This window comes from Flavobacterium microcysteis (genome assembly GCF_006385255.1).
GTDB lineage: Bacteria > Bacteroidota > Bacteroidia > Flavobacteriales > Flavobacteriaceae > Flavobacterium > Flavobacterium microcysteis.
Genome location: NZ_VFJE01000055.1, coordinates 83,187 through 102,120, shown reverse-complemented (window position 1 = coordinate 102,120; position 18,934 = coordinate 83,187). Strand labels below are relative to the sequence as shown.

Below are 18,934 nucleotides of genomic sequence, written 5' to 3'. Positions count from 1 at the left end.
GTTTATATTAATCGTAATATTACGATATATCAAAACAAAAAAAGCTAACAGCTCTTTTCTATTTTTATATCCGTAAAAAAGTGGTTTAATTCTATTTTTATCTGCTTCCAGACTTTTTCATCAATACAATAACAGACACTTGTTCCTTCAATATTTCCTTTAATGATTCCGATGTTTTTTAGCTCCTTCAAATGTTGTGATATTGTTGCCTGGGCCAATCCTAATTCATGCACTAAATCATTACAGATACAGGCATCTTGACTAATAATATGCTGTAAGATGGCTATCCTTGCCGGATGCGACAAAGCTTTTAATGTTGCTGCAAGCTTATTCTGTTCGTCTGTAAAAAATTCTTTTTTAGTTAGTCCCATAGTTTTTTATTATATCGCAATATTACGATTAATATTTAAAAAGACAATATTAATTTTCTGTTTTTTCAATTGCAGTTCATGTAGAAAAACAAAAAGACCTTATAAAAGGCCTTTTGTTTAAATTACTTATTATCTATTTTATTTCGGAATACCCAATGATTCACAGACTTCTTCATAAGTCCTCTCTTTATAATTTATTTGTCTTGCAAGAGGAACAGGTGCGCCTCCCGGAATAATAATATATCGGATTCTGACTGTAGCTCCAACCGGTACTAACGGTGTTCCGCCATCATGACGGAATCTGAAAATTCTTAAACTTCCAACAGAAGTAATAGCCTCTACAGTATTAATATTTCCACCCGCTCTTGAAGTATAAGGCAAAAGGAAAACATCGGATGAGAACTGAAGGTAGACCAGAACCGTACCGGTGTTCATAATTTCATTGGTTATCTGTGGCACAGAAAAATTATAAGCCATTCCTGTGGTACCATCAATTGTAGTCTCTGCTCCAACAGGTCGGTCGAGCCAATTACTATAAATTACATTGGCTGTTCCCGGCTCGCCATTCGTTCCGTTTAGTCCGTCTTCTCCATCTTTTCCGTCACCTGAACAAGAAATAATACTGGTTCCCAAGATCATTACTAAAAAAATACTAAGTTTTGTGGTTAGTTTCATATAGGTTCTTTTAAATTTTATGAAACGAAACTAGGCATACAGCAAAGGCAAAAAAAGGAGTAATAGACGAATGACGTTTTTAATAGACCAATGTTAAAAAGTGGATAGTTGATAGTGGGTAGTTGATAGTGGGTAGTTGATAGTTAATAAAAAAAGACCTTCGATGAAGGTCTTTTTTTATTGTAATTATGCAGTATGTTTTTACATATTTCTTCTGTACTGTCCTCCTACTTCAAACAGTGAAGCAGTGATTTCACCTAGAGAACATACTTTAGTAGCTTCCATAAGTTGCTCAAAGATATTCTGGTTGTTGATGGCTACGTCTTGAATAATGGCCAACTGCTCTTTCATTTTTTCGCCATAGGCTTTATGTAGGTTTTCCAAAGTATGGATCTGGAATTGCTTTTCTTCTTCACTGGCACGGATTACCTCGGCAGGAATTACTGTAGGCGATCCTTTGGAACTTAGGAAGGTATTAACTCCAATGATAGGAAACTCACCCGTATGTTTTAATGTTTCATAATACATACTTTCTTCTTGTATTTTAGAACGTTGGTACATGGTTTCCATAGCTCCTAATACGCCTCCTCTTTCTGTAATCCTGTCAAATTCCTGCAATACAGCTTCTTCTACCAAGTCGGTTAATTCTTCGATGATAAAAGAACCTTGTATCGGGTTTTCGTTTTTCGCCAGTCCAAGTTCCTTGTTTATAATCAGCTGGATTGCCATAGCACGACGCACTGATTCTTCTGTTGGCGTAGTGATAGCTTCGTCGTAAGCATTTGTATGCAAAGAGTTACAGTTATCATAGATAGCATACAGCGCCTGCAATGTAGTACGGATATCGTTGAAATCGATTTCCTGAGCGTGCAATGAACGACCGGATGTCTGGATATGGTATTTCAGCATCTGTGCTCTTTCATTCGCACCGTATTTATTTTTAAGCGCTTTTGCCCAAATCTTTCTGGCTACACGCCCGATTACAGCATATTCCGGATCAATTCCGTTCGAGAAGAAGAAGGAAAGGTTCGGTCCAAAATCATTGATGTCCATGCCACGGCTTAAGTAATATTCTACATACGTAAATCCGTTGGCAAGAGTAAACGCCAGCTGTGTGATTGGGTTGGCTCCGGCTTCTGCAATATGGTATCCTGAAATAGATACGGAATAGAAGTTACGTACGTTTTTAGCAATAAAGTATTCCTGTACATCACCCATTAGCCTTAGTGCAAATTCTGTCGAGAAGATACAAGTGTTTTGTGCCTGGTCTTCTTTTAAGATATCGGCCTGTACGGTTCCACGAACTTGTGATAAGGTTCTGACCTTAATTTGGTCATAGATATCTTTTGGCAGTACCTGATCTCCTGTTACTCCTAAAAGCATCAGACCCAAACCATCATTTCCTTCAGGAAGGGTTCCGTTATAACGTGGTCTTTCTATTTTTTTCTTTTTGTAGATTTCTGTGATAATTGCTTCTACTTCGTCTTCCAGGTTGTTCTCCTTGATGTAGATTTCACACTGTTGGTCGATAGCAGCATTCATAAAGAATCCAAGCAACATCGGAGCCGGACCATTGATAGTCATACTTACCGATGTTAGCGGGTGTGCCAAATTGAAACCAGAGTATAATTTTTTGGCATCATCCAAACAGCATATTGATACTCCTGCATTACCAATTTTTCCGTAGATATCAGGTCTTAGGTGCGGATCATTACCGTACAATGTCACACTGTCAAAAGCAGTAGAAAGCCTTTTTGCTGGAAGTCCTGCGCTCACATAGTGGAAACGTTTGTTGGTTCTTTCTGGCCCACCTTCTCCAGCAAACATTCTTGACGGATCTTCACCTTCTCGCTTGAACGGATACAATCCGGAAGTGAACGGAAATTCTCCAGGTACATTTTCCTGCAGGCACCATCTTAGGATATCGCCCCATGCTTCGTATTTCGGCAAAGCTACTTTTGGTATCTGCGAATGCGATAGTGATTCTGTATGTGTTGCAATCTTTATTTCCTTGTCACGTACCTTAAAGGTGTAGACCGGATTTTTGTATTTGTTTACTTTTTCATCCCATGTAAAGATAATTTCCCAGTTGTATGGGTCTAAATCCATCTTTACTTTATCAAACTGATTAAGCAATAAATTTAAAAAGATTCTGGTTTCGTTGTGTTCTTCTAATGCGCTTGGCAATACTGAATCGTCATTGATTCCGGTTTTGCTAAGCTCCGGAGTTTTTCCCGAAACCGATTCAATAGTCTTGAAAATACCGTATAATTTTTGGGCTACTTGCTGTTGTGTGAAAGCAACTGTATCGTATTTTCTATTGTTTTCTGCTATTTCAGATAAATAACGGGTTCTATGTGGTGGGATAACGAAGATTTTTTCGCTCATCTCACGGGTAATCTCAAAAGTAGATTTAAGATCAGCTTCTGTTTTTTCAACAATCTTGTCCATGATCGCTTTGTATAGCGTGTTCATTCCCGGGTCGTTGAATTGGGAAGCAATGGTTCCAAACACAGGAAGATCATCCGGATTGGCATCCCAAAGATTATGGTTTCTCTGGTATTGTTTTTTCACGTCACGCAATGCGTCTAACGAACCTCTCTTATCGAATTTGTTGATGGCTACAAGGTCGGCAAAATCAAGCATGTCGATTTTTTCAAGCTGGGTAGCTGCTCCAAATTCAGGAGTCATTACGTATAGCGAAACATCTGAATGGTCCATGATTTCAGTATCAGATTGCCCGATTCCCGATGTTTCAAGTATGATAATATCGTATTTAGCCGCTTTAAGTACCTGAATAGCTTCTGCAACATATTTAGACAAAGCCAAATTCGATTGTCTTGTTGCCAAAGAACGCATATAAACACGTGGATTATTGATCGCATTCATACGAATCCTGTCACCTAAAAGCGCTCCACCTGTTTTACGTTTTGAAGGGTCAACCGAAATCAAACCGATCGTTTTTTCCGGGAAGTCAATCAAAAATCTTCTAACCAATTCGTCAACTAAAGATGATTTACCTGCTCCACCCGTTCCTGTAATACCCAGTACCGGAATTTTGCTGGTTTCATTTTGTTTGTGTATAGTATCAAAAGTTTCTTTTGCAATTTCCGGGAAGTTTTCTGCTGAAGAAATAAGACGCGCAATAGCTGTCGGATTCTTGTCTTCCAAATGTTTGGCTTCTCCGTTCAGCTTGTCGCCAATAGGATAGTCAGATTTCTGAACCAGGTCATTAATCATTCCTTGTAGTCCTAATTCACGTCCGTCATCTGGTGCATAGATTCGAGTGATTCCATACTCCTGCAATTCTTTTATTTCATCTGGCAGGATTACTCCGCCTCCACCACCGAAAATTCGGATATGGCCTGCTCCTTTTTCGTTAAGGAGGTCGTACATGTATTTGAAATATTCATTATGTCCTCCCTGGTAAGATGTCATCGCTATGGCGTTGGCATCTTCCTGAATAGCTGTATTTACTACTTCTTCAACGCTTCTATCGTGTCCTAAATGGATTACCTCGACTCCTGTCGACTGGATAATGCGTCGCATAATGTTAATGGCAGCATCGTGTCCGTCGAAAAGTGCTGCTGCAGTTACAATTCTTACTTTATTTTTAGGAATATAAGGTTTGGCTTGTTCCATTTTGAAATATATGTCTTTTTAAGGTCGGCAATTTACGAAATTCCTAAAAATTTTGAAGTGTTTATTACGTATTTTAACTGAACAACGTTTCCCCACCCTGGCGGGGTTTGAAACCCTGCCAGGGTGGGGAACGGTTGGAAAAAAGAAAGCCCTTCCGGCATAAATACTACCGAAAGGGCCTAGGGGGTCAAAACTCTAAATATTGACTTTACTATAAAATCTTGTTTACGGAATCCTTATTTCATCATAGCCGGATCAACATCCACTCCAAGTCCTTGTGCAATTCCCATTCCTAATCTTGGATCGGCACGAAACCAGTGGCAAAGCTGGCGGTTAATGATTTCCATTCTTTTTGGACCATCAATTCCAGACATCGCACCTACTACGTTGCTGATCAGATTTTTCTGCTGTTCCGCTTCTAATAAACGGAAAAGATTACCCGGTTGTGTATAATGATCATTTTCTCCTTCAGCATTGCGATCATACCATCCTGCAACATTACTTTCTAATGTCCATGCAGGTTCTTTATACGATTGATCGACTACAATATTATCAAAACTATTTGGAAAATAATTAGGTGCGCTGCCTCCATTTCCGTCAATACGCATCTGTCCATCTCTCTGATAATTGTTTGTAGCAAACGGACATCTGTTTACCGGAATTTGCTCATAATTGGCTCCCAGTCTGTAACGGTGAGCATCCGGATAAGAAAGCAATCTTCCTTGCAGCATCTTATCTGGCGAATATCCAATTCCGTCTACGACATGCGCTGGAGCGAAAGCGGCCTGTTCTACATCCTGAAAATAGTTATCCGGATTTTTGTTGAGTTCGATAACACCAACATCAATTAGCGGATAATCGCCATGAGGCCATACTTTTGTCAAATCGAATGGATTGATATGATAAGTTCTTGATTCCGCTTCGGTCATGATCTGTATTTTCATGTCCCATCGTGGAAAATTCCCTTTGTCAATATTTTCAATCAGATCTCTCTGTGCGAAATCCATGTCTTTTGATTTCATTTCTGCTGCTTCAGCATCGGTAAAATTCTTGATTCCTTGTTTGGTAAGCATATGGAATTTTACATAGAATCGCTCATTATCTTTATTGATAAAAGAAAACGTATGACTTCCAAATCCATGCATATGACGGTAACCATAAGGCGTTCCTCTATCTGACATTAATGTAGTAACTTGATGCAAGCTTTCAGGATTTAGCGACCAGAAATCCCACATCATGGTAGGTGACTTTAAATTGGTATACGGGTCACGTTTCTGGGTATGTATAAAATCACCAAATTTTTTCGGGTCTTTAATAAAGAACACAGGAGTATTGTTTCCTACTAGATCCCAATTACCATCTTCAGTATAAAATTTCAAAGCAAACCCTCTTGGATCTCTTTCCGTATCGGCCGAACCTTTTTCACCTCCAACAGTAGAGAAACGAAGCAGGAGTTTTGTTTCTTTTCCTATATTCGAGAAAATTTTTGCTTTTGTATATTTTGTGATGTCGTGTGTTACAGTAAAAGTTCCGAAAGCTGCCGATCCTTTTGCGTGTACCACTCTTTCCGGAATACGTTCTCGATTAAAGTGTGCCATTTTTTCGTGCAAAATGAAATCCTGAAGCAAAAGCGGTCCTCTAGGCCCTACTGATTGCGAATCTTCGTTTTCAACATAAGGCTTTCCTGAAGCTGTCGTGAGTTTGTTGTGTTCTTTCATAATTTTTATTATTTGTTGTTAGTACCTTATTATCAGTTTGTTTCCTCAAATTTAAACAATCCTTTTTGATAAACAAAATTGATTGTTTTTATATTTTTATAATTTTTAACTATACTATTAAGTGGTATGATGTTTGATTATCTTTGAATCGAAAAAACTTTACTCACATGAAAAGATTATTACTCCTGGCATTTTTAGTACCAGCAACCTGTTTTGCACAGCTAGATGGATTTATAAAAAAGGCAACTGAAAAGGTACAATCAAAAACAGAAAAAACGCAAACTAAGACAACTTCTAAAAAAACAAGCAGTTTATTAGGTGCCACTGATATTAGTGCCGGACTTAAGGAAGCCCTACAAAAAGGAATTACGGAACAAGTAACCAAATTAACGGCTGTTGACGGGTTTTATAAAAATGAAGCCGTAAAAATTCTTTTTCCGGAAGAATTACAAAAAGTAGACAAGACATTACGTTCTATGGGATTGTCAAGTTTGGCCGACGAAGGTGTGAAAGTATTGAATCGTGCCGCTGAGGATGCTGTAAAAGAAGCAACTCCTATATTTGTCAATGCCGTCAAAAATATGAAAATTGCCGATGCAAAAAATATTCTTTTAGGTAATGAAAATGCAGCAACGACTTATCTTCAAGGTACAACTTCAACTGAGCTTTACTCAAAATTTAATCCTGTCGTAAAAACATCGCTGAGCAATGTAGGTGCTGACAAGGTATGGGAAGGCATTATTAAGAAATACAACACTATTCCTTTAGTAACAAAAGTGAACCCTGATCTTAATGATTATGTTACGGATAAAGCGATGGAAGGTGTCTTTAAAATGATTTCTGTAGAGGAGAAAAAAATCCGTACCGACATAGGAGCTCGTACTTCGCCTTTGTTAAAAAAGGTGTTTGCTATGCAAGATTAAGAGCTGTAAAATAGGTTCTTAAAAAATTAGTAATCAATAACATATAAATAACATTGCCTTAACACATACGCTCCTAAAAAAGTTGGACATTTGCAGAGAGATTAATGGTTTTCTCATTTGGTTAGGGTTAGTTAGAAAAAAAATGCCAGTGTTTTTAGGAACACTGGCTTTTTTATTTGATGCTATTTATGATTATAAAGAATTAAGAAAATCAAGCAATGCTTTACGTTTTGCTTCTGTCAATTGCTTGAATTTTTCTTTAGCTTTTTCGGCTTCTCCACCATGCCAAAGAATGGCTTCCGTAAGGTTTTTGGCTCTTCCATCATGCAGGAAAGTTGTATGTCCGTTAACCAATCCTGTAAGTCCGATACCCCATAATGGACGTGTTTTCCATTCTCTGCCCGAAGCCAAAAAATCAGGCCTGCCATCTGCCAAATCCTCTCCCATATCATGCAAAAGCATATCGGTATACGGATAGATTGTCTGAAAAGCTAAAGCCGAAATCGGGCTCGGACCAGTCATTTGTTTAGGTATATGGCATTTAGAACATTCCAGACTTTCAAATAGTTTTGCTCCTTCTTTGACACTTTTACTGTTGATATTTCTAGGCCCCGGCACTGCTAGTGTCTGGCAATATAAAACAACCTGATCTACAATTGGTCGTTGTATTTCAGGATCGTCATCACGCCCATCACCTCCATTAGATTGGCCATGGCCTGTTTCTTTCGAAAACACATAATTGGTAATTCCCATGTCTTCTACATATGCAGCCGTACATTGTACCAATAAAGTTCCCGTATTGGCTTTCCATCCAAATCTTCCGAGGATTGTGCGTCTTTCAACCGGATCCCACACATAGTTTGCTTTGCCAGAAATACCATCACCGTCCGTATCATTTATATCTTGCCTAGCCAGAATATTCTGTTCCGGTATGGCTTCAAGTAGGCCTAATCCAAAAACCGGAGTAGCAATACGAGGTGAAAGCATAAGTCCCGCCGGTAAACTGGTATAAGGATCGATTAAAGTAATTACTGGTTTTTGCAGCACAACAACAGTTCCGTCTGCAAAAGTTTCTCTTTTTTCTATAAATGCTGCCTGGTATCTTGCTTCCGGGGTAAAACCAAAAACAGCCTGGTTCTGTATCTGCAATCCAAATCCCGGTACCGGATTGGGACCGCCGTTTTCATCTTGTCCAAAAATACTGGCTCTCATTAAGAGTCCGCTTCTATTGGCAAGGTTTGCTGGAAAGTTAGGACGCCCATCGTTTGGGTGGCATGAAATACAAGAAGAATTATTAAATATTGGGCCTAATCCTGAATTTACAGCAGCTGGCGCTGTTACAAAAACAGCCTCGAACTGGGTATCTCCCATAAGATGCGTCTGCAAGTCGGAAGCTGACAAATTTGGAGCCGGTGTTCGGAATGCAATGCTTGTTGCTGAAAAAATAGTAGTTTCTCCTCCCGCATACATCCGTTCGGAAAGATCAATATCAATATAGGAGCTTTCATCATTGTTATCACACGACAACAAGACAAGTCCCAAAGTGGCCAATAAAAATCCCTTTTTAATCATTTTTTGTTTGGTTTTTATAGAAATGCAAAAAGAATATCCGAATTCCAGATACCCTTTTTGCGCTTAATTTATGGTTGATAAATGGCTTAATTATTGGCGATAAATGGCTTTAATTGTGATTGGATCAATAACTGCAATTCTGCAACTTTGTCTCTTGCATTTTCTACAGCAGGAACATTGTTAGTTACTGCATCAGTAAATGTTCCAGGAATTGCTTCGATAGCAGCAATAGCTGCATCAATTTTTGCCTTGATACTAGCATCCAATGCGCTATTTTTTGGCGCAACAATGTTAGTTAATCCAGCACGTGAATTCCCATTGTAATCTCCCCAATAGATATTTTTGATACTTCTCATGTTATCAGCAAAGTCTTTTTTAGAATTGTTGCTGAAACGTGACTCTTCCTGAGAAACACCTTCATCCAAAGGAGTCTGGATTTTTCCTGTAGCAACTTCATCAGCAATTGTAATCAATCCGTTGATAATTTCTTCTAAAGCTGCTTTTTGTGAAGTATATCCCTGGTTACCTGTTGTTCCAGCATTGATGAAGTGTCTTGCGAAATTTCCTCCTGATGCTTTCCATCCGTCATACAAAATCTGTGTATTGTTTTGCAAATCAGCTGCCGCAGCTCTCAAATACTCCAATTCTCTTGCAGTCAAAGCACTTGCTGACTTGTTCCCGTTGATTCCCCATACCAAGTATTCAATCAAGTGGAAACCACGAGCTTCAACGTTAGCTTCAATAGTAGCCGTAGTAATTGGGTTTGGACTGTTTAGGATATCGTTCATAGCGGTAACATCTACTGGCCATGTATCCATTGCAGGGTCAATTCCTCCTGTATCTACTGGTCCGTATAAAAATCCTTCTGATTGCTCCCAAGGAGATCTTGCTGCTTTCCAGGCATCTTTTACAGCTGTAAGAGCTGTCTCATTTCCGATAGTCAAGGCATTTACAGCTGTTTTCAATGCAATTGCCTTGCTGTTCAAATCCTCATATGTTTTTGTGATAACGTCATTTGAAAGATCAGTAAGCACTTCTTTGTAAAGTCCCGCATTCGGATCAACATCAGACGAATCATCATTGTTACTGCAATTCACAAAAAATACAGCGGACATTGCTAATAGACTCAGACTAAAAATTCTTTTTTTCATTATGTTAAAAATATATTGGTTAGTATTAATTCTTTAGAATGAAAATCCAATTCCTGCCGAAAAAGTATTTTCCTGTTGTTTTTTTCCTGTATAAACCAAAGTTGCAGGATCAAAGTTTTCAGACCCCAATCTTCTGTTCTGATAATGTGCTTTTAATACAATCTGTGGATGAACAAACCAGTTGAATCCTCCCATGATGGCACTTCTTTCCCATCTTGGTTTTTTGACAACAGTTCCTTCAACCTGATCCATGGTGTCATAATAGTCGTAACGAACAAACGGATATACTTTTTGTTTTGTGGTTTGGTTGAAGAAATGCAAAACTTCATAACCTCCTTCAAAAGAGAATCCGAAAGCATTTTTTCCAACCGGTGTTCTTTTTACACCAAGATTGTTTGAAAGTGAGGCATTTTTTGAAGTAACGATGTTGGAGTTTTCAAGATTTCCCCATAATACAACCGAATTGAAACGAAGGTAATCTTCATCATACGTAACATGTCCTTCAAAAATCATTACATAAGCTGATTCTTTCATGTCGTTTTTCGGACGGTTGGCTGCAGCATCATTGATATAAGCAGAAGCCCCAACATAGGTATATTTATTTTTCCCAAATTTATAATCCAATCGTCCTGTAAATGCCCATGAATTTCCATTTGCCATTTCAAAACGAGTCTGGTAACCTTCTTTTATCCAACCTCTGGAACTGAATCCTGAAGCATCAAGTCCATTGGTAACAGAAAATTCATATTTCCATCTTTTTAGGAAAGTTCCGTGAAACTGGATTCCGTTTTCATACCATCCCAGAGGCAATATTTCATTTTCCATTTCCTGACGGTGTGTGGTGAAATAAGAAATCGGACGATCCAAATCCTGAGCCAAACCAAAGTGGATTTTCATCCTTCCTGCTCTGATGTTAAAATACGGTCGGATAGCAAAATTGATATGAATCTGTTCAATTTTCACCTCACCACCAGCTTCTATTTCCTGCTCGTATTCTCCAAATTCTTCTTGGGTATCCAATTCAACGGTAGAACCTGTTCCTCCATGTTCAAATTCTATTTCAGATTTGAAACTAATCCAATCATTGAAATTATATCCCAAATACAGGTTCAAACGTTCGGCATCGAACTTGTCTTTCATGTTTGGGTCGGTGTCAAATTTGGTGTAGTTGTAATAATTTACAACTCCATAGCCACTCAGAGTAAAGTTACTCCAGTTGAAAAGTGTCTTGTTTTCTTTTGCAAAATCTTTCTTGATTTCTGCTTTTAGCTCTTCGCGGAGCTCTTGTTTTATTTCGGATTTTATTTTTTCAATATTTAGCGAATCAGCTTTTTGAGCGAATAGTATAGCTGATGGAAATAAGAAAAAAATGAGTAGTGCTTTTTTCATTATTGAATCAAATTTCGGCAAAGCTATAAAAATTATTTAAATACAGTCTAAATAAAAATAAAATATTTTTTAACGTAATTTTAAGAAACTGATTATGAAATCATTAGTAGGAATTTTGAAAAAAAATATTCTATTTTAAATCAGTCTAAATAAATATTAAATACATTTGCCAAAAATTTATTAAGAAATTCCATCCAATCCGGCATATGATACGCCAATTTATTTACAAGCAAATCGATAACAGTCAGCTAGTTGCATTCCGAATACTCTTTGGTACGCTTTTGCTGTGGCAAGTGGTCGATTATCTGCTTTCCGGATGGATTCGGATTAATTTATTAAAACCGATTTTCACTTTTTCACACATCGGTATGGAATGGCTACAGCCGCTTCCTGGCAATTGCATGTACTATTATTTTGGTCTGATGGCAATCGCAGCTTTGTTTATTATGATCGGGTTGTATTACCGCATCAGTATCGTCTTGTTTACGATACTTTGGTCTGGAATTTACTTCATGCAAAAAACAACCTACAACAACCATCATTATCTGATTGTGCTGCTTTGTCTTTTGATGTGCTTGCTGCCAGCCAATACATATGCTTCTGTAGATTCTAAAATAAAACCGGAATTAAAAAGATTTACCATGCCGGCTTGGTGCTCCTGGATAATGATTGTTCAGATAGCGATTGTTTATTTTTATGCGTCGGTTGCAAAATTGTATTCCGGATGGCTTGACGGTTCTTTCACCAAAGGAATGCTTTCAAAACACGCTCCTGATTTCCTAAAAGAGCTGTATGCTCAGGAATGGTTTTATCTTTTTATTGCTTATGCCGGACTGGCTTTTGATTTTCTTGTCGTACCGCTCCTGCTTTGGAAAAAAACACGAAATCTCGCTTGTGTAGCTTCTATCATCTTCCATATCTTTAACAAGGCTCACCTGGGAATTGGGATTTTTCCTTTTCTAGCTTTGAGTTTTATTGTTTTCTTTTATCCGCCAGAAAAGATCCGCAAGTTATTCTTTTGGAAAAAACCTATTGAAATACCAACATCTTCACAATCGCAAGAAGGAAAAATGCTTGTTCGGTGGATACTCCTGCCCTATCTCCTACTTCAGATTGTACTTCCCTTACGCCATTATGCTATCAAAGGCGATGTACTTTGGACCGAAGAAGGTCATAGGCTTAGCTGGAGAATGATGCTACGTTCCAGAAAAGGAACTACCAAATTCAAAGTAGTCGATAATACTACCCAAAAGACTAAAATTTTTAAACTCAAAAAGATCCTTACTCCAAAGCAAATACGTGGAATGCAGTCGAAGCCCGATATGATTTGGCAGACAGCTCAAAAAATCAGGGAGCGATATGCCCGTATGGGAAAAGACGTAAGCGTTTATGCCGATTCGAAAGTTGCTATTAATCATGGCGAACCCAGAATATTAATAAATCCCGATATTGATTTGGGAAAAGCCAAATGGAATTATTTCTGGCACAACGACTGGATCTTACTCTACGACAAAAACGGAAACATTATTCATTAACCATTTATTCAATTTAACACCAACCCTTATGAAAAAAGCAATACAATATTCAGTAGCAGGACTTGCCATCATTCTTGGCGCTTTCTTTGTATACAAAGGCTTAAACAAACATTTCCTTTCAGAATGTAAAGTTTATGAAGCAGATAGTCCACTTCCATTAAATTATAGAAATCTTATAACAGCACTTTGTACTTCAGGATTCACCAAAGTAGTTGGATTTTTAGAAATTGCTTCGGGAATACTACTAATCATTCCAAGAACAAGATTACTGGGCAGCATTGTCCTTCTTCCTGTTATCATCACCATCTTCCTTTTCCACTTGCTGATTGACAATCGTCCGCATGAACTTGTAGAAACTGGTATTCCTCTTTTGGCAGCCATTCTGGTTTTTGCTTCCTACTATAACGTTTGGAAAGTAATCGTCGCTGGAAGAAAAAATTAACCTTATCAAATTCCCCCATAATGAAATCTTTATTTTTTAGTGTTTGCATGCTCACCTTGACGGGCATGCAGGCACAAATTACAATCACGCTTGGAAATGGTACTTCATCAGGTACATCGTCTCCGGTTGCCTCGTGGTATAATTCTTCGGCTAACGAAAGTATCTATACCGGAACAGAAATCGGTTCAACCGGAACCATTACCAAAATTTCCTATCAGAAAGCTTCGGGTTCTTCAACGACTGAACCTAACATAAAAGTCTATATGAAATTAACGGAGACTGCTGCTGCAGGCACAGTTGCCTATACGATTGGAAGTTTGAATTTTAGTAACTATACTCTTGTTTATGATGGTAATCTTCCCAATTCCTCAATTTCAGGAACTATGGAAATTACCTTGCAAACTCCTTTTGCTTTTTCTAATCTTTCAAGAAATCTCTCCGTTTTGGTAATTGGTTCTACCTGCATTGAATCCGGAAGACCACAATACCGATTTACAACCACGCCTTCAAAAATGTCTGCCGGATATACGGACGGTAGTATTGGCTGCGGAGGTAATAACTCCTGGACGCCAGATTCTTCAATGTCGCCGGTTTGGGAACGTCCTAACTTGGTTTTGACGCTTACTTCATCGCTAACTATTGGAGAAAAAGCAATTGACAAAAATGATATTCAAATACTGGTTAAGAATGCGCAATTACAAGCTTTTTCAAAAAAAGTTGCTATCTCTGAAATGACCGTATTTGACATTTCAGGCCGAAAATTGGCAACCATGAAAAATGACTCAGAAACTGCTTTGCTTGATCTGAACCTGGCCAACCAAATCTTGATTGTACAGATTAAAACAGCCGACAATACCATCATTAACAAAAAAATCGTCTTCTAACAATGAAAAAACTATTGCTCCTTCTTTTGCTTGCAACTTCACTTCCTGGGTTTTCTCAAAAATGGAATACTTCGCTTTCTGAAGCAAAAACAATCGCATCGAAAGAAAACAAGCCAATATTGCTCGTTTTTTCAGGTTCAGACTGGTGTGCTCCGTGTATTAAACTTGAGAAAAGCGTATGGCAATCTGACGAATTCAAAAAAGAAGCCAATACCGGATGGGTTTTGGTCAAAGCTGATTTTCCTAAAAAGAAAAATAACCAGCAGTCTGAAGAACAAAAAAATCAGAACAAAACCTTGGCTGAAAAATACAACAAGGAAGGTTTTTTTCCTCTTGTTGTCGTATTGGATAAAACCGGAAAAGTCTTGGGTAAAACAGGCTATGAAAACATCAAGGCTTCTGAATATATTTCACTAATCAAGTCATTTATATCCCGATAATGAAAAAGGCGTTCCTCCTACTTTTATGCCTGAATTTCTTATCGCTGCAGGCTCAGGTCGTTCGAAAAAGAACGGTCAAGCTTATGGGCAGTCGGTTTGACATTAATATTTCTGCCAAGTCGGCTACAGAAGCAGAAGCCTATATTGATAGTGCAATTATCGAAATCGAGCGTATTGAAAACGTCATATCAGAATGGAGAGAAGAGACACTGGTTTCAGAAATCAATCGGAATGCCGGAATTAAACCGGTAAAAGTGACAGCGGAATTATTCGGATTGACGGAAAGAGCCTTGCAATTTTCAAAAATGACCGATGGCGCTTTTGATATCAGTTTTGCCTCTATGGATAAAATCTGGAAATACGACGGCTCTATGACAGCAGTACCTTCAGAAGAAGCCGTTAAAAAATCCGTACAGAAAGTAGGCTATAAAAACATTATACTGGACAAGAAGAATAGCACCATTTTCTTGAAGTTACCCGGAATGAAAATTGGTTTTGGTTCTATCGGAAAAGGTTATGCTGCCGACAAGACTAAAGAACTAATGATTTCTAAAGGTGTTCCTGCCGGCATTATCAATGCTTCCGGCGATATGAATACCTGGGGAAAACAACCGGATGGAAAAGAATGGACCGTCGGGATTACTAATCCGATGAACCAGAATAAGGTTTTTGCAACTTTTCCATTATCCGGAAATGCTGTAGTTACTTCTGGTGATTATGAAAAATTTGTCGTCTTAGAAGGAAAAAAATATTCCCATATTATTGACCCACGTACTGGATATCCGGCCAGAGGAATTTCGAGCGTAACCGTTTTTGCTTCAAGTGCCGAACTGGCAAACGGTTTTTCAACTTCTATAATGGTTATGGGAAAAGAAGCCGGATTAAACCTCATCAACCAGATTCCGGGAATGAGCTGCGTAATCGTTGATGAGAATGGCCATATTTTTTATTCAGATACCATCGATATTAAAAAATACCAACAATGAGACATATACTATTGATTTTCTTTTGCATTCTGTTCCTGCAATCCTGCAAGAGTGTTAAGGTAAAAGAATATGAAAAACAAAATATTAACGACCCTGAAATGAAACTGTCTGCAAAAACAGCAGAACGACACGAAACTAATTTTCAGATATATAGAGAAGGTGCTTCCGGAGCAAACGGCGGCAAGACAGGAGGAGGCTGTGGATGCAATTAATGTTTACACTAAAACAAACTATTTTCGTTTTTTTAATAAGCATCAGCTGTTTTGCACAGGAAACCGATTCAACTGAAGTAAGCTATAAAAAAAGAGTTCTGGAAACTTCAGAAATTGAATTTATCAGCAGTTACTATAAGCAAGATGGAAACCATTCTGCGGTTTCAGGTGGTATTGGTACAGAAAAACTTACTGATGCAGCGGCAAATGTTGTACTTACAATTCCGCTGAATGCTGACGATGTCCTTACTATCGATGCTGGGTTTTCTGCCTATACTTCTGCTTCATCAAGCAATATCAATCCGTTTTTTACAGACGGGAGTTATGTGGATAACGGTACAAATACCGGTGCTTCCCGACGCATTGCCAATCCTACAAAAACACAGAATCGGGATAGCTACGATGATGATGAATATGGCACCGGCACCTTGCGTCAGCTTCCGTATGGCAGTCCATGGATTGAATCGACAGGCGCTTCCAGAAAAGATGTGTTGACTTCGTTGTCTGCTAATTACAGCCATAGTTCAGATGACAGGACTCTGATTTGGAGTACTAATCTTTCCGTTTCAAGAGAATACGATTACCAATCTTTCGGATTTGGCGGAGGCATTGCAAAATTATCTGATGATAAGAATTCAGAAATTTCAATTAAAGCGAGTGCTTACCTGGATCGTTGGAAAGCAATTTATCCGACAGAACTGCATGAATATGCTAAATATGGGCTAGGTTTTCAGAACAAAGGCTATTTTAAAGATGTGACCGTCTATGACCAGTATGGCGTTGAATCGACCAACTACCTTCCGTTCTATTTTTCTGAATTTGACAATGAAAAGAGAAACTCTTATTCGCTGTCTTTAAGCTATTCGCAAGTACTGACAAAAAACTTACAGGTTTCCGTTTTCTTGGATGTGCTTTATCAGGAAGGTTTGCTGTCAACTCCTTACCATAGGGTTTATTTTGCAGACAAGGCCAATTATTATATCGGACAGAAGCGCTATATCCCTGTTTATGAGACGCAAAACAATAGAGGCGTTTACCGATTGGCAGATGATGTAGAAAGACTTCCGGGCAGCCGTTTCAAATTGCCTATTGGTGCACGATTGAATTATTATATCAATGACCTGATGGTGCTTCGAACCTATTATCGTTTTTATTCTGATGATTGGGGCTTGAATTCCCATACGGCCAGTATTGAACTGCCGATAAAGATATCGCAAACTTTTACTGCTTATCCGATGTACCGTTTTTATACCCAAAAGGCGATGGATTATTTTGCTCCTTTCGAGCAACATTTTTCGAGTCAGAGGTATTATACTTCAGACTACGACCTTTCCTCTTTTGACAGTCACCAGTTTGGTGCTGGACTGAGCTATGCAGCGGTATTTCCGCCATTCAGCATTTTTAAATTCGGACTGAAGAATATCGATTTCAGATACAATCATTATACACGAAGCGACAAACTGGAAGCCGACATCTTTACGATTGCAATCAAATTTGTAAACCAATAAACCAATTATAACAATAATCTAAAAATCAAAACAATGAAAAAAATTACAGCAATTATTTTATTGATTATCACCGGACTTCTCCTTTCCAATTGTAACAAGGACGATGACAATACCAGAGACATGGGCAACGCTATTGTCGGAACCTGGAAACTGGTTGAAGAATATACAGATGGAAACGCTGTCAGCTTAAGCAGTTGTGCGCTTCAGGAAACCTATATTTTCGGTTCAGAGCAGTTCACACATGAAGTCTATTCCAATTCTTCCAGAAGAATGGGTTCACATGATGACGATGATAACGGTGATGACAATAGCGACGATAATAGTGATGATAATAGTGACGACAACAGCGATGATGAAGGTGACGACGACCATTCTACCGATGACAACACCGATGATGGCGGCAGTGACGACAATGATGACGATGACAACGGTACAGGAGAATGCCTAATGTCTGAACAAAAGCTAGGTTTCTGGACAGCACAGGACACTACTTACGTACTTACTATTGATGGAGTTTCTGAAAATTTGATTATCCATTTTACGGATAGCAATAATCGTTTTTATTATGAGAAAACCGTAACCGTTAACGGAGTTACAAAAGTAAAACGTTACGTTTTCCAAAGACAATAAAACATAACGTTGCTAAATCAAAAAGCTGTCCCAAAGGACAGCTTTTTTTATAGATTAGCATGTAGCTTTTTAAAATAATCAAAGGCCTTTGCCATGTGGCTTCCATACCAGGAAAACATCTCACCATCAACAAAGATGGTCTTGGCATGATGCGTATAGCGTCCCAATTCAAAGGCATGTTCGTCTTTAAACGGAAAAGGTTCAGAGGATAGCAAAACCAAATCAGGATCTCCCTGAATTTTCATTTTTTGAATAACAACTTCTGGATACCTGCCCTCGTATTTTGGGTTGTTATCGTAGATATTCTTAAACTTATTCAGTTTCAACATTTCATTGATAAAATTATCACCACCCGCTGCCATATATGGATTTGCCCAGATAAAATAAGCCGCTTTTTGTTCTTCTTTGTCTTTAATGAAATTTTTGAAATCGGCTAAGGCAAATTGTATTTTATCAATCCACTTTTGAGCTTCTGTACGTTTGTTGAACAATTGTCCGAAATCTGAAATCATCTGCAAGCTATCACCAATTGTAAGGATATTGGTGACCCAAACCGGACAGATTTTTTGTAATTCTTCGACGATTTCAAGTGTATTCTCTTCTTTATTGGCAATAATAATATCGGGTTGCAGCAACTTTATCTTTTCATAATGTACCTTTTTGGTTCCTCCAATCATCTTTTTAGTCGATTTTAAATGATACGGATGTACACAAAATTTGGTAATTCCCACAATAGAATCTTCCAGTCCTAAATCAAACAGCAATTCTGTTTGCGAAGGTACAAGTGAAATAATTCTTTTGGGAGCAGATTCAAAAGTATGCGAATTGCCCAATTGGTCAATATAGGTTTTCAATG

At 38.2% G+C, this 18,934-nt stretch carries 17 protein-coding genes; 9 read left to right on the top strand and 8 right to left on the bottom strand.

What is annotated here, in order from left to right:
* Positions 1 to 44 precede the first annotated feature (44 nt).
* The 4 genes from FJA49_RS11660 to FJA49_RS11645 all read right to left on the bottom strand — a co-directional run bounded on the left by FJA49_RS11660 (position 45) and on the right by FJA49_RS11645 (position 6,406).
* The gene (locus tag FJA49_RS11660) at positions 45 to 371 is read right to left on the bottom strand and encodes an ArsR/SmtB family transcription factor (protein ID WP_140001095.1); all 327 of its coding nucleotides are present in this window, start codon (positions 369 to 371) and stop codon (positions 45 to 47) included.
* A gap of 138 nt (positions 372 to 509) precedes the next feature.
* A complete protein-coding gene (locus FJA49_RS11655; protein WP_140001094.1) occupies positions 510 to 1,046 on the bottom strand; it encodes a hypothetical protein in 537 nt (178 codons plus the stop codon).
* A gap of 201 nt (positions 1,047 to 1,247) precedes the next feature.
* A complete protein-coding gene (locus tag FJA49_RS11650; RefSeq protein ID WP_140001093.1) occupies positions 1,248 to 4,688 on the bottom strand; it encodes a methylmalonyl-CoA mutase family protein in 3,441 nt (1,146 codons plus the stop codon).
* Positions 4,689 to 4,924: 236 nt separating this feature from the next.
* Positions 4,925 to 6,406, bottom strand: a complete 1,482-nt coding sequence (locus FJA49_RS11645; RefSeq protein ID WP_140001092.1) for a catalase — start codon at positions 6,404 to 6,406, stop codon at positions 4,925 to 4,927.
* Between the two features lie 167 nt (positions 6,407 to 6,573).
* Between FJA49_RS11645 and FJA49_RS11640 the strand changes: the two genes are divergently transcribed.
* Positions 6,574 to 7,329, top strand: a complete 756-nt coding sequence (locus FJA49_RS11640; RefSeq protein ID WP_140001091.1) for a DUF4197 domain-containing protein — start codon at positions 6,574 to 6,576, stop codon at positions 7,327 to 7,329.
* A 192-nt stretch (positions 7,330 to 7,521) separates the two neighbouring features.
* On the opposite strand, the gene FJA49_RS11635 is transcribed toward FJA49_RS11640, so the two are convergent.
* The 3 genes from FJA49_RS11635 to FJA49_RS11625 form a co-directional block, all read right to left on the bottom strand.
* On the bottom strand, positions 7,522 to 8,898 hold the full coding sequence (locus FJA49_RS11635) for a di-heme oxidoreductase family protein (RefSeq protein ID WP_394344085.1): 1,377 nt from the start codon (positions 8,896 to 8,898) through the stop codon (positions 7,522 to 7,524).
* 89 nt (positions 8,899 to 8,987) lie between these two features.
* Positions 8,988 to 10,052, bottom strand: a complete 1,065-nt coding sequence (locus FJA49_RS11630) for an imelysin family protein (RefSeq protein WP_140001089.1) — start codon at positions 10,050 to 10,052, stop codon at positions 8,988 to 8,990.
* 33 nt (positions 10,053 to 10,085) lie between these two features.
* Positions 10,086 to 11,441: an autotransporter outer membrane beta-barrel domain-containing protein gene (locus tag FJA49_RS11625; protein ID WP_140001088.1), complete on the bottom strand. Its 1,356-nt coding sequence runs from the start codon at positions 11,439 to 11,441 to the stop codon at positions 10,086 to 10,088.
* A gap of 206 nt (positions 11,442 to 11,647) precedes the next feature.
* Between FJA49_RS11625 and FJA49_RS11620 the strand changes: the two genes are divergently transcribed.
* Genes FJA49_RS11620 through FJA49_RS11585 form a run of 8 tightly spaced genes read left to right on the top strand, consistent with a single transcriptional unit; the run spans position 11,648 to position 18,078 of the window.
* Positions 11,648 to 12,976 carry an HTTM domain-containing protein gene (locus FJA49_RS11620; RefSeq protein WP_233590139.1) on the top strand — a complete coding sequence of 443 codons (1,329 nt, stop codon included), beginning with the start codon at positions 11,648 to 11,650 and terminating at the stop codon, positions 12,974 to 12,976.
* A gap of 28 nt (positions 12,977 to 13,004) precedes the next feature.
* Positions 13,005 to 13,418, top strand: a complete 414-nt coding sequence (locus FJA49_RS11615) for a DoxX family protein (protein ID WP_140001087.1) — start codon at positions 13,005 to 13,007, stop codon at positions 13,416 to 13,418.
* Between the two features lie 20 nt (positions 13,419 to 13,438).
* On the top strand, positions 13,439 to 14,302 hold the full coding sequence (locus tag FJA49_RS11610) for a T9SS sorting signal type C domain-containing protein (protein WP_140001086.1): 864 nt from the start codon (positions 13,439 to 13,441) through the stop codon (positions 14,300 to 14,302).
* Between the two features lie 2 nt (positions 14,303 to 14,304).
* Positions 14,305 to 14,742, top strand: a complete 438-nt coding sequence (locus FJA49_RS11605) for a thioredoxin family protein (protein WP_140001085.1) — start codon at positions 14,305 to 14,307, stop codon at positions 14,740 to 14,742.
* Entirely contained in the window at positions 14,742 to 15,728 is a 987-nt protein-coding gene (locus FJA49_RS11600; RefSeq protein ID WP_140001084.1) for an FAD:protein FMN transferase, read from the top strand. Before FJA49_RS11605 ends, FJA49_RS11600 begins: the two co-directional genes overlap by 1 nt.
* A complete protein-coding gene (locus FJA49_RS11595) occupies positions 15,725 to 15,940 on the top strand; it encodes a DUF4266 domain-containing protein (protein WP_199758384.1) in 216 nt (71 codons plus the stop codon). Before FJA49_RS11600 ends, FJA49_RS11595 begins: the two co-directional genes overlap by 4 nt.
* A complete protein-coding gene (locus FJA49_RS11590) occupies positions 15,940 to 17,448 on the top strand; it encodes a DUF3570 domain-containing protein (protein ID WP_140001083.1) in 1,509 nt (502 codons plus the stop codon). Before FJA49_RS11595 ends, FJA49_RS11590 begins: the two co-directional genes overlap by 1 nt.
* A 33-nt stretch (positions 17,449 to 17,481) precedes the next feature.
* On the top strand, positions 17,482 to 18,078 hold the full coding sequence (locus tag FJA49_RS11585) for a lipocalin family protein (RefSeq protein WP_140001082.1): 597 nt from the start codon (positions 17,482 to 17,484) through the stop codon (positions 18,076 to 18,078).
* 47 nt (positions 18,079 to 18,125) lie between these two features.
* Here FJA49_RS11585 and FJA49_RS11580 read toward each other — a convergent pair whose 3' ends face one another.
* Positions 18,126 to 18,932: an ABC transporter substrate-binding protein gene (locus FJA49_RS11580; RefSeq protein ID WP_140001081.1), complete on the bottom strand. Its 807-nt coding sequence runs from the start codon at positions 18,930 to 18,932 to the stop codon at positions 18,126 to 18,128.
* Positions 18,933 to 18,934 lie beyond the last annotated feature (2 nt).

Excerpts from the sequence above, each read along its gene's own strand:
- FJA49_RS11660 (WP_140001095.1), bottom strand. The coding sequence starts at position 371 with ATGGGACTAACTAAAAAAGAATTTTTTACAGACGAACAGAATAAGCTT.
- FJA49_RS11655 (WP_140001094.1), bottom strand. The coding sequence starts at position 1,046 with ATGAAACTAACCACAAAACTTAGTATTTTTTTAGTAATGATCTTGGGA.
- FJA49_RS11650 (WP_140001093.1), bottom strand. The coding sequence starts at position 4,688 with ATGGAACAAGCCAAACCTTATATTCCTAAAAATAAAGTAAGAATTGTA.
- FJA49_RS11645 (WP_140001092.1), bottom strand. The coding sequence starts at position 6,406 with ATGAAAGAACACAACAAACTCACGACAGCTTCAGGAAAGCCTTATGTT.
- FJA49_RS11640 (WP_140001091.1), top strand. The coding sequence starts at position 6,574 with ATGAAAAGATTATTACTCCTGGCATTTTTAGTACCAGCAACCTGTTTT.
- FJA49_RS11630 (WP_140001089.1), bottom strand. The coding sequence starts at position 10,052 with ATGAAAAAAAGAATTTTTAGTCTGAGTCTATTAGCAATGTCCGCTGTA.
- FJA49_RS11625 (WP_140001088.1), bottom strand. The coding sequence starts at position 11,441 with ATGAAAAAAGCACTACTCATTTTTTTCTTATTTCCATCAGCTATACTA.
- FJA49_RS11620 (WP_233590139.1), top strand. The coding sequence starts at position 11,648 with ATGATACGCCAATTTATTTACAAGCAAATCGATAACAGTCAGCTAGTT.
- FJA49_RS11615 (WP_140001087.1), top strand. The coding sequence starts at position 13,005 with ATGAAAAAAGCAATACAATATTCAGTAGCAGGACTTGCCATCATTCTT.
- FJA49_RS11610 (WP_140001086.1), top strand. The coding sequence starts at position 13,439 with ATGAAATCTTTATTTTTTAGTGTTTGCATGCTCACCTTGACGGGCATG.
- FJA49_RS11605 (WP_140001085.1), top strand. The coding sequence starts at position 14,305 with ATGAAAAAACTATTGCTCCTTCTTTTGCTTGCAACTTCACTTCCTGGG.
- FJA49_RS11600 (WP_140001084.1), top strand. The coding sequence starts at position 14,742 with ATGAAAAAGGCGTTCCTCCTACTTTTATGCCTGAATTTCTTATCGCTG.
- FJA49_RS11595 (WP_199758384.1), top strand. The coding sequence starts at position 15,725 with ATGAGACATATACTATTGATTTTCTTTTGCATTCTGTTCCTGCAATCC.
- FJA49_RS11590 (WP_140001083.1), top strand. The coding sequence starts at position 15,940 with ATGTTTACACTAAAACAAACTATTTTCGTTTTTTTAATAAGCATCAGC.
- FJA49_RS11585 (WP_140001082.1), top strand. The coding sequence starts at position 17,482 with ATGAAAAAAATTACAGCAATTATTTTATTGATTATCACCGGACTTCTC.